The organism is Thaumasiovibrio clandestinus (assembly GCF_047250365.1).
Lineage (GTDB): Bacteria > Pseudomonadota > Gammaproteobacteria > Enterobacterales > Vibrionaceae > Thaumasiovibrio.
Genome location: NZ_JBLBVL010000001.1, coordinates 376,641 through 390,312 on the forward strand (window position 1 = coordinate 376,641; position 13,672 = coordinate 390,312).

Annotated in this window: 14 protein-coding genes; 4 read left to right on the plus strand and 10 right to left on the minus strand. The window is 46.6% G+C overall.

Annotated elements, in window-relative coordinates:
* Positions 1–49 precede the first annotated feature (49 nt).
* The 8 genes from fabF to yceD form a co-directional block, all read right to left on the minus strand.
* Positions 50–1,288 (minus strand): beta-ketoacyl-ACP synthase II, encoded by a 1,239-nt coding sequence (gene fabF, locus ACKLNH_RS01800; protein ID WP_413110517.1) that lies wholly within the window; start codon positions 1,286–1,288, stop codon positions 50–52.
* Positions 1,289–1,374: 86 nt separating this feature from the next.
* The gene (gene acpP, locus ACKLNH_RS01805; RefSeq protein ID WP_016961388.1) at positions 1,375–1,611 is read right to left on the minus strand and encodes an acyl carrier protein; all 237 of its coding nucleotides are present in this window, start codon (positions 1,609–1,611) and stop codon (positions 1,375–1,377) included.
* A 158-nt stretch (positions 1,612–1,769) separates the two neighbouring features.
* Positions 1,770–2,504 (minus strand): 3-oxoacyl-ACP reductase FabG, encoded by a 735-nt coding sequence (gene fabG, locus ACKLNH_RS01810; RefSeq protein ID WP_413110518.1) that lies wholly within the window; start codon positions 2,502–2,504, stop codon positions 1,770–1,772.
* 16 nt (positions 2,505–2,520) lie between these two features.
* On the minus strand, positions 2,521–3,444 hold the full coding sequence (gene fabD / locus ACKLNH_RS01815; RefSeq protein WP_413110519.1) for an ACP S-malonyltransferase: 924 nt from the start codon (positions 3,442–3,444) through the stop codon (positions 2,521–2,523).
* Positions 3,445–3,457: 13 nt separating this feature from the next.
* On the minus strand, positions 3,458–4,420 hold the full coding sequence (locus ACKLNH_RS01820) for a beta-ketoacyl-ACP synthase III (RefSeq protein ID WP_413110520.1): 963 nt from the start codon (positions 4,418–4,420) through the stop codon (positions 3,458–3,460).
* Between the two features lie 5 nt (positions 4,421–4,425).
* The gene (plsX, locus tag ACKLNH_RS01825) at positions 4,426–5,448 is read right to left on the minus strand and encodes a phosphate acyltransferase PlsX (RefSeq protein ID WP_413110521.1); all 1,023 of its coding nucleotides are present in this window, start codon (positions 5,446–5,448) and stop codon (positions 4,426–4,428) included.
* A gap of 12 nt (positions 5,449–5,460) precedes the next feature.
* Positions 5,461–5,631, minus strand: coding sequence for a 50S ribosomal protein L32 (gene rpmF / locus ACKLNH_RS01830; RefSeq protein ID WP_413110522.1), 171 nt, complete (start codon positions 5,629–5,631; stop codon positions 5,461–5,463).
* 5 nt (positions 5,632–5,636) lie between these two features.
* Positions 5,637–6,167 (minus strand): 23S rRNA accumulation protein YceD, encoded by a 531-nt coding sequence (gene yceD / locus ACKLNH_RS01835; RefSeq protein ID WP_413110523.1) that lies wholly within the window; start codon positions 6,165–6,167, stop codon positions 5,637–5,639.
* Positions 6,168–6,547: 380 nt separating this feature from the next.
* Between yceD and ACKLNH_RS01840 the strand changes: the two genes are divergently transcribed.
* Together ACKLNH_RS01840 and ACKLNH_RS01845 are read left to right on the plus strand one after the other, a co-directional pair.
* On the plus strand, positions 6,548–7,183 hold the full coding sequence (locus tag ACKLNH_RS01840; protein WP_413110524.1) for a YdcF family protein: 636 nt from the start codon (positions 6,548–6,550) through the stop codon (positions 7,181–7,183).
* 132 nt (positions 7,184–7,315) lie between these two features.
* On the plus strand, positions 7,316–7,900 hold the full coding sequence (locus ACKLNH_RS01845) for a Maf family protein (RefSeq protein WP_413110525.1): 585 nt from the start codon (positions 7,316–7,318) through the stop codon (positions 7,898–7,900).
* A gap of 29 nt (positions 7,901–7,929) precedes the next feature.
* Here the strand turns inward: ACKLNH_RS01845 and rluC are convergent, their stop codons facing one another.
* Entirely contained in the window at positions 7,930–8,874 is a 945-nt protein-coding gene (gene rluC, locus ACKLNH_RS01850) for a 23S rRNA pseudouridine(955/2504/2580) synthase RluC (protein ID WP_413110526.1), read from the minus strand.
* A 414-nt stretch (positions 8,875–9,288) separates the two neighbouring features.
* On the opposite strand from rluC, the gene rne reads away from it, so the two are divergent.
* Positions 9,289–12,390, plus strand: coding sequence for a ribonuclease E (gene rne / locus ACKLNH_RS01855; RefSeq protein WP_413110527.1), 3,102 nt, complete (start codon positions 9,289–9,291; stop codon positions 12,388–12,390).
* Positions 12,391–12,468: 78 nt separating this feature from the next.
* Here rne and ACKLNH_RS01860 read toward each other — a convergent pair whose 3' ends face one another.
* Positions 12,469–12,927 (minus strand): low molecular weight protein-tyrosine-phosphatase, encoded by a 459-nt coding sequence (locus ACKLNH_RS01860; RefSeq protein WP_413110757.1) that lies wholly within the window; start codon positions 12,925–12,927, stop codon positions 12,469–12,471.
* Positions 12,928–13,061: 134 nt separating this feature from the next.
* On the opposite strand from ACKLNH_RS01860, the gene cobO reads away from it, so the two are divergent.
* The gene (gene cobO, locus ACKLNH_RS01865) at positions 13,062–13,655 is read left to right on the plus strand and encodes a cob(I)yrinic acid a,c-diamide adenosyltransferase (RefSeq protein WP_413110528.1); all 594 of its coding nucleotides are present in this window, start codon (positions 13,062–13,064) and stop codon (positions 13,653–13,655) included.
* Positions 13,656–13,672: the final 17 nt, after the last annotated feature.

Genomic DNA, 13,672 nt, shown 5'->3' on the forward strand with positions numbered 1-13,672 from the left:
AAAAAAACGGCCTGATATAAATCAGGCCGTTGATAATAACAGATTCGCGTTAAATTTTCTTAAACAACAATGAACCGTTCGTTCCGCCGAAACCGAATGAGTTACACAATGCGTACTCAATGTTCACTTGACGAGCTTCGCCTGGAACATAGTCGAGATCACACCCTTCATCCGGGTTATCAAGGTTAATTGTTGGTGGGATCGCTTGGTCAACCAGCGCCATTGCGGTGATGATAGATTCCACAGAGCCCGCAGCACCCAGTAAGTGGCCCGTCATCGATTTCGTTGATGACACCATAACTTTATCCGCCGCTGCGCCTAGTGCACGACGAATACCAAGCGTTTCAGCAACATCTCCAGCTGGTGTTGATGTACCATGCGCATTCACATAGCCAATCTGATCAGCATTGATGCCAGCATCGCGAATCGCGGCTTCCATCGCCAATGCGCCACCCGAACCATCAGCACTTGGCGATGTCATGTGGTACGCATCACCACTCATGCCAAATCCAACGAGCTCACAGTAAATGTTTGCACCACGTGCTTTAGCATGTTCGTACTCTTCCAGTACCATCATGCCCGCACCATCACCAAGAACGAAACCGTCACGATCTTTGTCCCAAGGGCGCGATGCTGCTTGTGGATCATCATTTCGAGTTGATAGCGCTTTCGCGGCTGCAAAGCCACCCATCCCCATTGGGGTTGATGCTTTCTCTGCACCACCCGCCAACATTGCATCAGCATCGCCGTAGGCAATCATTCGCGCAGCGTGGCCGATGTTGTGTAAGCCAGTTGTACATGCAGTTGAGATCGCGATATTTGGACCTCGTAATCCGTGCATAATCGATAAGTGGCCAGCAATCATATTTACAATGGTTGATGGAACAAAGAATGGGCTGATCTTACGGGGGCCCTTTTCCATCAACGCTTGATGGTTGGCTTCAATTAAACCAAGACCACCAATGCCCGAGCCGATAGCGACACCCACTCGAGCGGCATTCTCTTGAGTTACCTCAATGCCAGAGTCTTTCAGTGCTTGCGCTCCAGCAGCAACGCCATATTGGATAAATAGATCCATTTTACGGGCGTCTTTCTTCGACATATATTCTTCGCAATTAAAGTCTTTAACTAGACCTGCAAAACGAACTGCGAAATTGCTCGCATCAAAATGTTCAATGTTACCGATACCACTGGTACCTGCTAGTAACGCATTCCAAGAAGATTCAACTGAGTTGCCGACCGGTGACAGCATACCCATGCCAGTGACAACGACACGACGTTTAGACACGATTGTTTACTCCGGGGTAGATATTTTTTAAGAGGTGTAACAAAGAAAAACAGGCGGTCATGGAGACCGCCCGGGAGATATTCAGATTACTCAGAAGCGCCTACAACGTAGTCAATAGCAGCTTGAACTGTAGTAATTTTCTCTGCTTCTTCATCAGGAATTTCAGTGTCGAATTCTTCCTCAAGTGCCATTACTAGCTCAACAGTATCCAGAGAATCAGCGCCTAGGTCATCAACAAAAGAAGCTTCGTTTTTAACTTCTGCTTCGTCCACACCTAGTTGCTCAATAATGATTTTTTTTACGCGTTCTTCGATGTTGCTCATACTAATCTATTTCCTTTAAAAGAAGTCGCTTCCGCGATGTTTCGAGTAGTGTATTCAATACAATAAAAGTTGCAACACCCATAATGCTGGTCAAACCACGATTTAGGGTAAAAACACACCAAGTTTGACCAAACTCAAGGGATATTGCAACCATTTGCTTAAATCATGTACATGCCGCCGTTGACGTGCAGCGTTTCACCCGTGATATATCCAGCGTCATCTGATGCCAAAAACGCCACTGCTGCTGCAATCTCACGTGGAGAGCCAAAGCGATCGGCAGGAATATTCGCTGACATTGCCGCACGTTGTTCGTCCGTTAATGCTTTTGTCATATCCGTTTCGATAAAACCTGGGGCAACAGCATTCACCGTAATGCCACGAGAGCCGACCTCACGTGCCATTGATTTGGTAAAGCCAATCAAACCCGCTTTTGCAGCAGCATAGTTAGTTTGGCCAGCATTGCCCATCGCACCAACCACTGAGCCAATGCTAATGATACGTCCATGACGTTTCTTCATCATTGGGCGTAGAACGGCTTTTGATAAACGGAAAATGGATGTCAGGTTCGTATCTAGGATATCTTGCCATTCATCATCTTTCATCCGCATCAATAAATTATCGCGCGTGATACCAGCATTATTCACCAAAATATCAATTTCGCCAAACTCCGCTTTGATATTTTTTAGAGCAGTGTCAATAGATTCAGTAGAAGTTACGTTCAACGCTAACCCTTTACCATTGTCACCAAGGTATTCACTGATCGCACTTGCACCACCTTCGCTGGTTGCCGTACCGATAACCGTTGCACCACGCTCAACCAATAACTCAGCAATTGCACGACCAATGCCACGGCTCGCGCCTGTAACTAGTGCAATTTTTCCTTCAAGGCTCATTCCATTCCCTCTATTGTTACTGTGCTGCTTCTAGACTAGCAATGGTGTTGACTGCACTGCTAGATAGCGTTTTATTAATTCGTTTTGTTAATCCAGTCAATACTTTACCTGGCCCCATTTCAATCAGCGTCTCAATACCATCTTGTGCCATCTTTTCGACTGATTCAGTCCAACGCACAGGGCAATGAAGTTGTTTAACTAGCGCCGCTTTTATTGCTTGTGGATCCGTTTCGACTGCGACGTCAGCGTTATTGATTACTGGGATTTCAGGCACAGAAAAAACAATGGCTTCAAGTGCTACTGCCAATTTATCCGCCGCTGGTTTCATCAGTTCACAATGTGATGGTACTGATACAGGCAATGGCATTGCACGCTTAGCGCCCGCTTCTTTACACAGTACACCAGCTCGCTCAACAGCTGCTTTATTACCTGCAATCACCACCTGACCCGGTGAGTTAAAGTTAACCGGAGACACTACGTCGCCTTGCTTGGCTTCTTCACAAGCAGCTGCTATCGCATCATTATCTAATCCGATAATGGCATACATCGCACCGACACCCGCAGGAACGGCTTGCTGCATTAGCTGGCCACGCAACTCGACCAATTTAATCGCGTCTTTAAACGCCACCACACCAGCACACACAAGCGCAGAATACTCACCTAAACTATGGCCTGCAACAACAGCAGGCTTCTCGCCGCCTTCTTGTTGCCACACGCGCCAAATCGCAACAGATGCGGCTAGTAGCGCCGGTTGGGTACGGAATGTTTGATTAAGATCTTCGACCGGCCCATTTTGCACCAGCGCCCATAAATCGTATCCTAAAACGTCGGATGCTTCTGCAAACGTTTCGGTCACAATAGAATATTTTTCAGCCAATTCAGCCAGCATTCCAACTGCTTGCGAACCCTGACCAGGAAAAATAATTGCAGTATTAGACATGACTCTTCCTTTATTAAAATCTCACCAGTGCAGATGCCCAGGTAAACCCACCACCAAACGCTTCAAGTAATAGCAGTTGTCCACGTTGAATTCGGCCATCTCTAACCGCTTCATCTAAGGCCGTCGGGACAGTCGCTGCAGATGTGTTGCCATGGCGATCAAGTGTAACTACCACCTGATCCATTGACATAGACAGCTTACGCGCGGTGGCATTAATGATTCGATAATTCGCCTGATGTGGCACTAACCAATCAAGCTCACTCTTATCTAAATTGTTGGCCGCCAAAGTTTCATTCACCACATTGGCTAACTGAGTAACCGCGACCTTAAATACTTCATTTCCGGCCATATGAAGCCATGCATCGCTACTCTCATCGCCATGAGCACCACGTTGTGGGTACTCTAAACTGAGTAAGTCGCCAAAACGGCCATCTGCATGCATATGGGTCGACAGTATGCCAGGCTCTTCACTGGCACTAACAATTACCGCACCAGCTCCATCGCCAAATAGAATAATGGTACCGCGATCCTCTGGATCACATGCTGCTGCCAGCTTATCTGCACCAATCACTAACGCATTCTTGGCCATGCCAGATTTCACATACTGATCGGCGACGCTTAACGCATAGCAAAAACCAGAGCAAGCGGCTGCAATATCAAACGCAGGCGCCCCATGAATATCCAGCAAGCCCTGTACCTGACAGGCTGCCGAAGGAAACGCGTGAGACGCACTGGTGGTGGCAACGATAATTAAATCGATATCGTGCTTATCAATACCAGCCATCTCGATGGCATTCAGCGCCGCTTGATGCGCCATCATCGCGACAGTTTCGTCTTCGCGGGCAATACGGCGCTCACGGATACCAGTTCGAGTAACGATCCACTCATCGCTGGTTTCTACCATTTTTTCTAAATCCGCATTACTACGAACTTGTTCAGGCAAATAGCTACCTGTACCTAGAATCTTGCTATACATAAGGACTAGTAATGCCTCTCAAGTAGGAGTGCTTCCAAACGGTCATTGATCTTATTTGGGATCTGATGTTCAACTTCCAGCACCGCTTCATTAATTGCATTTGCAAACGCGGCAACATCAGCACGTCCGTGACTTTTAACAACAATGCCGCGCAATCCTAACAGACTTGCTCCATTATACTGGTCGGGGTTCAGTTGTTTAAAGCTCTCAAATAGGTCAGCAAATAACCACTTGGCTAACCAACGGCGTAATGGGTTCCTTCCTACTGTGTTTCGAATGCGATCAATAAAGAGTCTAGCGACACCTTCACTGGTTTTCAGTGAAACGTTACCAACAAAACCATCACAGACGATAACGTCAGCCTGTCCGGTATAGATTTGATCACCTTCGATATAACCTTGAAAGTTAACATCTGGGGATTGGCTTAACTGCTCAGCACACTGCTTGACTAAATCGTTACCTTTTATGTCTTCTTCGCCGATATTGAGCAATGCAACTTTAGGAGAAGCAATGTCATGCTGTTCCGCTAATACCGCTCCCATGACGGCAAACTGAAACAACGTATCAGCATCACAGGCAACATTTGCGCCCAAATCGAGCAACCAAGTTGATCTTTCCTGTAATGTTGGGATCTGAGAGACCAAAGCAGGTCGATCTACACCAGGTAGGAGTTTTAATAAGTAACGAGATAATCCGACCAACGCTCCGGTATTACCGGCACTGACGCAGGCGTCAGCCTCTCCTGAGGCGACCATCTCCAATGCAATGCGCATTGAACTGCCCATACTACGTCTTAATGCCTTGGACGGCTGCGTATCATTTGCGATCACATGATCACAATGAACAATTCGGATTCGAGGATGATGAGCGTGATTAAGAAGTGTTAACTGAGATGAAATCTCGGCGAGATCGCCGATGATAATGACTTTTAGCGCCGGGTTTTGCAACAGTGCCTGCACAACGGCAGGCACTGTTACCTGGGGACCGAAATCCCCACCCATTGCATCAAGTGCAACGGATAGACCCATAAAGGCTCAACCTTACTTGTTGATAACCTTACGGCCACGGTAGAAACCGTCTGCAGTCACATTGTGACGCAGGTGAGTTTCACCGCTGGTTACGTCTACAGATGTCGCTTGGGTAGTCAGCGCATCGTGTGAACGACGCTGTCCGCGACGTGAGCGCGTTACTTTGCTTTTTTGTACGGCCATTGACCCTACTCCTTGTTACTTTGCTTTAAAGATTCTAATACGGCAAATGGATTCGGACGCTCATCAGCAGATGGGATCTCTCCAAAAACCAAGTTATCAGAAGAGACTTTACAGTCTACTTCGTCATGCATGGCAACTTGTGGTAACGCTACGATCAACTCGTCTTCGACAAGTTGAAGCAGGTTGATCTCACCATTTTCGTCGATTTCAATCGGCTCATAAGCTTCAGGTAACTCATCTGCCTGCTCCGGCTTGCGAAGCGGACTGTAATAGAACTCGACTTCATAGTGGTGAGTGTATGGTTCGCCACAACGCTGACATGCCAAGTCTACTGTTACCTCGGCTACACCGTGAACAACAATCAAACCTTGCTTGTCAATGTCGAAAGTTAACGTGACACTCGCATCACTATTTACGCTATAGGAAGACACAGCCAGTCGCTCTAAAAGTTCTGCGCCAATGATACCATTGTAGTCAGAGCGTTTTTGAGCAGCCCGGGAAGGGTCAACCGTCAGCGGTAATTTTACCTTTTGCATAGGGCGCGGATTTTATCTGTCTAATCGCTCTGAGTCAAAGAAAAATAGAACAAATTTCTATCGCTGAACACTTCTATTGATACTCGCACATGATATCGCCACATTTGAACAAAAAGCCGTCAGCTCTTTTGCTTGCCTGTAGAAATAACTTGGCGGCTTGAGATGGCAATATGGACAGTCACATATGAGCGATAACAATACGTATTTGTTCAACACTGCACACCAGTATATCAAGCGACTTGAGTATAATGGCTTCTTGGTAAACTAACACCAAAAATTGTCTTCTTTGATTCGTGTAGAAAAAATTTCAGCGTGATCGCCACCAATAACGACACAACTATGGCAAACTAACTCATTGACCTCAAAGGATGGAGAATTTAATGACCAAACGGTTATATCAGTACATTGAGATCTTGTGGGATTACATGCAAGTCGATCACACCCTTTCCCCGAGTGAATGCATCATCGTCCTATGCAGTAACGACACGCGTGTTGCTGACTATGCAGCGAAGCTATACCTGGATGGTTTTGCCCCCTATTTGATTTTTTCAGGCGGTGAAGGGCGCTTTACTAATGGCCTTTTTGACCGCAGTGAAGCAGAAACCTTCGCCACTATCGCACAAGACATGGGCGTGCCAGCCCAGGCTATTTACACCGAAACGCTATCAAGCAATACTGGGGAGAATGTACAATTCACCCATCAATTGCTGCAATCTCTCGGTTTGGAGTTCTCCAACATAATTCTCGTGCAAAAGCCATTTATGGAGCGCCGCACTCTGGCAACGTTTATGAAACAGTGGCCGAGTCACATCGAAAAACTACAGGTAACGTCAACTAGGCAGTGCTTTTTTGACTATATAAATAGAGAAATGCCATTAGACAGAGTACTTAAAGCGCTGTTGGCTGATTTCGAACGTATAAAAACGTACCCAGATAAAGGCTTTCAAACTAAGCAACACGTACCTGAAGAGGTCGAGCAAGCCTACCAGTATATCTGCCAGCGCTACCCATTATAATGCTAGAACTACGCTCTGATCTCTTTTACAACGGAAAGGCAGTACACCGTTTAAGTAGAGTACTCAGTTCCCATTCTCATTACTGAATAACAATGGTAATTTACTCATCCAATTTGAAAAGGTAGATACCCCATGTCAACTCCCCTGATCCTTGCTTCCAGTTCCCCTTTCAGAAAAGCGTTACTTGAAAAGTTGCAGCTCCCATTTAGCACTTTTGATCCCGCGATTGATGAAAGTGCCCACCTTAATGAGGACCCAGAGCAGCTAGTTGAACGGTTAAGTATTGCCAAAGCACAGGCCGGGAAGCAGCAGTTTGACCATCACTGGATTATCGGCTCTGATCAGGTGTGTGTTTTAGATGGTCAGATCACTGGCAAACCAGGAAACTTTGCTAACGCGGTTGCACAACTAAAAAAGGCGCAAGGAAAGCGTGTCACCTTTTATACTGGTTTAGCCCTTTATCACACTGGCACAGAAAAGCTACACCATACCGTAGAGCCTTTTCATGTTCAGTTCCGCTCTCTTAGCGATAATGAAATTGCCGCTTATGTCGAGCTTGAACAGCCCTACTGGTGTGCAGGAAGCTTTAAATGCGAAGGGCTGGGTATCTCACTGTTCGAATCGATGCAAGGACGAGACCCAAATACACTAATAGGACTACCTTTAATCGCATTGACTGACATGTTACGCCAAGAGGGAATAAGCCCCCTACGCTAAGCAGGGGGACAATTTTAAGCAAGAATGGATTACTGCTTACGAAGGAAGGTGAGCGCTTGCTCCAACTCGCTACCCATTGGGGCATTTAGCTCCATCGCCTCTTCCGATGCTGGATGAACAAAACGGATGTTCGCAGCATGTAAAAATAGGCGATTAAGACCAGCTTTTGCCGTGTAAGCATCAAAACGGCGATCACCATATCGGTCATCCCACGCAATGGGGTGACCTGTATACTGACAATGCACTCGGATCTGATGGGTCCGCCCCGTTACCGGACTAGCCTGAACCAAAGTTGCTTGCTCAAAGCGTTCTATCACCCTGAAGCGAGTATCTGACGCTTTTCCGTTAGGATTAACGCGAACGATGCTATTTACTTCATTTTTAAGTAATGGTGCCGTGACCTTCTTACAACTGGCCTTCCACTCTCCCATCACCAAGGCAAAATAATATTTTTGTACCGTTTTGTTACGAAACTGCTCTTGCAAGTGCCGCAATGCCGAACGTTTCTTCGCAATAAGCAATATTCCAGACGTATCGCGATCAATTCGGTGAACTAGCTCGAGAAAACGCGCTTCAGGTCGCAGTGCTCTCAATGCTTCAATAGCACCAAATTTTAAACCACTTCCGCCATGCACTGCCGTGCCCGACGGTTTGTTTAATACCAATAGGTGATCATCTTCATAAATGATGCAATGCTCAAGCTCTGCAACCTTACTCAGCTTGGTGCTCACTGGCGCAGCATTTTCTGGCTCTGGCACCCGAATTGGCGGGACTCGAATCAAATCGCCCGCTTGTAATTTATACTCTGGTTTTATGCGCTTTTTATTAACTCGTACCTCGCCTTTACGTAATACTCTGTAAATCATACTTTTCGGTACGTTTTTTAGCCTTGCACGCAGAAAATTATCAATACGTTGGCCTTCGAAATCATCAGCAATCTCGATGAATTGCACTTTAGGTTTATCATCTTTCATAGCGTTTAAGTGTAACATGCCCTTAAAGCGGATTGCCGCAAATTTATCTCCCTGCTATCATACCCTATTGAAGGGGACTTTTTGCCCGTTCAAGTAATCAGGTGAGCACTTATTCACCACTATGACTGTTATTTAGACACGTCTGACAAAGAGATGCAGCAATCGGCGTAAGACATTCTCCTGTTGGACATTGAATAACGAGCAAGAATGCGTTTTTTTTATCGGTGTCATAGATGCAACCGCGAACGTGGTGTTCCTCGCTCGCAATCCATTGCGACATAACGAGTGAAGTATAGCCCTAGAGCACCCCTGAAATTCCAGCCGTGAGGCTCTAACACATCAGACTTGGGGTCAGGCAGCATTGAGAGAAGAAACGGATTCTACTCGTTACTACATTAAAATGAGTATAAATTAATGAAAAGAATGTTGATTAACGCAACTCAGAAGGAAGAGTTGCGCGTCGCATTAGTCGACGGTCAGCGCTTATACGATTTAGATATCGAAAGCCCTGGTCATGAATCAAAAAAAGCAAATATCTACAAAGGTAAAATCACCCGTATAGAACCAAGTCTAGAAGCTGCATTTGTTGACTACGGTGCAGAACGACACGGTTTCCTTCCTTTAAAAGAAATTGCGCACGAATATTTCCCGGCTAACTACACCGCTCAAGGTCGTCCCAACATCAAAGAAGTGTTGCGTGAAGGCCAAGAAGTGATTGTTCAGGTTGATAAGGAAGAACGCGGCAACAAAGGAGCTGCATTAACAACCTTTATCTCTCTGGCAGGTAGTTACCTAGTATTGATGCCTAACAACCCACGTGCTGGTGGTATTTCACGCCGCATCGAGGGTGACGAACGTACACAATTAAAAGCAGCACTTAGCACGTTAGAACTGCCTCAAGGCATGGGGCTTATTGTGCGTACTGCTGGTGTGGGTAAATCTGCTGAAGAGCTAGAGTGGGATCTTAACGTTCTATTAAATCATTGGAACGCTGTAAAAGAAGTCGCGACAACCCACCCTGCCCCATTATTGATACATCAAGAAAGTAACGTGATCGCTCGCGCTATCCGAGATTATCTACGCCGTGATATCGGTGAAATCTTGATTGATAGCCCGACTATCTACGACCGCGCTCGTGAGCACATTAAACTGGTTCGCCCTGACTTCCTAAATCGCATTAAGCGTTATGAAGGCGAGGTACCGCTATTTAGTCACTACCAAATCGAGTCTCAAATTGAGTCTGCTTTCCAGCGTGAAGTTCGCCTCCCTTCTGGCGGCTCTATCGTTATCGATCCAACGGAAGCACTAACCTCTATCGATATTAACTCTGCCCGCGCAACAAAGGGTGGCGATATCGAGGAGACAGCACTACAAACAAACCTAGAAGCGGCAGAAGAGATCGCGCGCCAACTGCGCTTGCGTGACCTTGGTGGCCTTGTGGTTATCGATTTTATCGATATGACCCCAGTTCGTCACCAACGTGAAGTTGAAAATAAGCTGCGCGAATCTGTTCGCATGGACCGCGCTCGAGTACAGATTGGGCGAATTTCTCGCTTTGGTCTCCTTGAAATGTCACGCCAACGCTTAAGCCCATCTTTGGCAGAAGCAAGTCACCATGTTTGCCCTCGCTGTACGGGAACTGGTGTCGTGCGTGATAATGAGTCTTTGTCGCTCTCTATTCTACGTCTAATTGAAGAAGAAGCCCTGAAGGACAACACTGCTCAAGTGTTAGCTATCGTCCCTGTCGCCATTGCTTCTTATCTTCTTAACGAGAAACGTCGCTCGGTTCAACATATTGAAAAGTATCACAATGTAAAAGCTGTTGTGGTGCCAAATGCCAATATGGAAACACCGCATTTTGACGTTATTCGTGTCCGTGGTGGTGAAGAACAAGATACGCTGTCGTATCATATTCCAAAACAAATCGACGCATTACGTGAAGCTGAGCAGACAGAAGCGCAAGCAGAAGCCCCTGTTAAGAAGCGAGAAGAGCCTGTTCTTCAAGGGTTTAGTGCTCCTAAAGAGCCTGCACCTATTGTTAAAGCACAAAAAGCTGAACCGAAGAAACAAGAGAAGGTCGAAAGCAAGCCTGGATTATTCTCTCGCTTGATTGCTGCAATTTCCGCGCTATTTAGTAACGAAGAAGAGCCAAAGAAAGAGCAATCGAAAAAGGACGAACAAGCACGCCATAAACCGCGTGACAATCGCAACAACCGCAATCGCAATCGCCAGCGTAATAACCGCAATCGTCAACACGATAAGCGTGACAACGAGGCCACAAGCGAAGAGCGTAGCGAGCAGAGCGGTAATCGACGTCGCAACGATCGTAATAAACCTCGTCGTCAAGAAACTAACGACAAGGCTATCGATCGCGAAGATAAAACGACGAAACCCGCTAAACAGCAGCGTAAGCCTGTCGACAAGCCTGTCACTGCTGAAGCTCAGCCAGAAAAGAAAGCGGAGAAAGTTAAGCAGCGCCGTCAACGCCGTAAGCTTGATAAAAAGATCCGTGTCGAGCAGCCTAAGCCAGAGCAAAATAGCGCTGAATTAGAGCAAGCTGGCAAAGCAATCGCAGAGCAAGCTAAAGCAGAGAACGTTGATCAAGTCGCAGCAACAAATGATGATAAAGGCGAGAAAAAACAACGCCGTAATCGTCGCACTCCGCGTCATTTGCGCTCTAGCGGCCAGCGTCGTCGTCGTTACCGTGACAATGACCAAGTTGCCGATGCTGTTACGCATGCTGTAGAACAAGCTGCTGATTGCATCAGCGACATGGAGAACGTCGTTAGCGTTATCGACAAACCAAACGCGGTTGTACTAAAATCTGGCGTTGCTTCTCCAGAAATGGCAATGGGTAAAGTATGGCCTTCGCACAAAGTTGCGGTTCATCAGCAACCTGAAGCAACCAACGCTATGCAAGAGAAAACGCCGGGTCAGTATGGTGTGGCGCGTCCTGAAGCAGCAATGGGTAAAATTGTATTGCCTTATACTGGTCGCAACCAAGCACCGGTTGTTGATGCACCTGCGGCGCCTGTCGCTAAGAAACCTGTCGTAGAGGCAGCACCAACAGAAGAGCCTGCGGTTGTTGCGGCACAACCTGCTGCAGCTGTTACTGCTGAAACGGTTGCAACACCAGCCAAAAAAGAGGCAACAGGAGCAGCTAGCTCTCCTGCTCAAGCGCCGGGTAAGCCTCAGAAAGCTGTTGTAGCGGCACCTGAGATCGAAGCGGCTCCTGTAATCGAAGCAGAACCTGTAATCGAAGCAGAGCCTGTAATCGAAGCAGAACCAGCGACCAAAGCAGCATCGACGACGACACCAGAAGTAAACGTTGTTACTGTGCTAGGAAAAGGTCACGCAAGTGCCCCTATGGTGAAAGCGCCTGCGCCTCACAAAGAGGTGGCAAATGTTGATGTTCCTGCGGCGGCATTCCGTCAGTCCAATGAAACATATCGTCAAGCAGGTAGCCAAGTCGCTACAAGCCAAGCAACCGCGCCAATGGCGAAAACCATTGCCTAATTGCTTTATGTGATATCTCAACGTAAATAAAAACCCCGCCTTGTGCGGGGTTTTCTTTTATGGGCAATACTCGCGCTTTTAGTCTACGGCTTCTAACCTGTCTAACAAGGCATCACTGACCTGCTCAATCAAGTCTAGTACCAACTCGAAACCATCGGGACCACCATAGTATGGGTCTGGAATTTCATCGCCCAGCTCGGGACAATAGGCCATCATTAGTGTCACTTTGTGAGCATGTTGCGCCGGGCTCATTGCTAATAACGCCTGTTCATTATGTTTATCGGCGGCCAAAATTAGGTCGAAATCGTCAAAATCAGACTCGGTTATTTTCCTGGCCCGTATCTCCGCTAAACGATACCCTCTAGATTCGCCGACTTCTTGGCTACGCGGATCTGGGTGCTCGCCTTGATGGTAAGCCAATGTACCAGCAGAATCGACAATATAGTCTAAACCTCGCTGTTTAATACGTTGTCTAAGTACTGCCTCTGCGGTTGGAGAACGACAAATGTTCCCCATACAGACCACCAATATGCGCATATTATCCCCTTGTAGTACTCTTTCTTTCCGTTGATTTGCGTTAATAACATCCATGCTCAACATTTCCGTTCTAACTATTGTAATATGCATAAAGGAGTTTCTGTCAATTTCTGCTTCTCAGATAAGGATTTATCATGCGTGATAACACTCGCCATCAACAACGCCAAGAAAAACTAAAGCAACAAGTCGAACAGCGTGTCAATAACGCACAACAAGAACGTGGGATTGTTATCCTCATTACGGGAAATGGAAAAGGCAAGTCAACATCAGGCTTTGGCACGGTAGCGAGAGCGGTAGGGCATGGTCAAAAATGTGGTGTTACACAATTTATTAAAGGCAACTGGGAATGCGGTGAGCGCGACTTACTGCAGCAACACGATGTTGATTTTCATATAATGGCAACAGGATTTACGTGGAATACGCAAGATAAGGCAGCAGACACCTTGGCAGCCCAAGCCGTATGGGAGCCGACAAAGAAAATGTTATCCAACCCGGCATATGACGTCGTATTGTTGGATGAGCTAACTTATATGATCGCATATGGATATCTTGATCTTGACGAGGTGATCAAAGCAATAGAGAATCGACCTACTGAACAGACCGTTGTCATAACAGGCAGAGCGGCACACCGACAATTAATTGAACTTTCTGACACGGTATCGGAAGTAAAAAATGTTAAGCACGCCTTTGATAATGGCATAAAAGCACGCAAAGGGGTTGATTGGTAACCTAATTCATAAAGAGT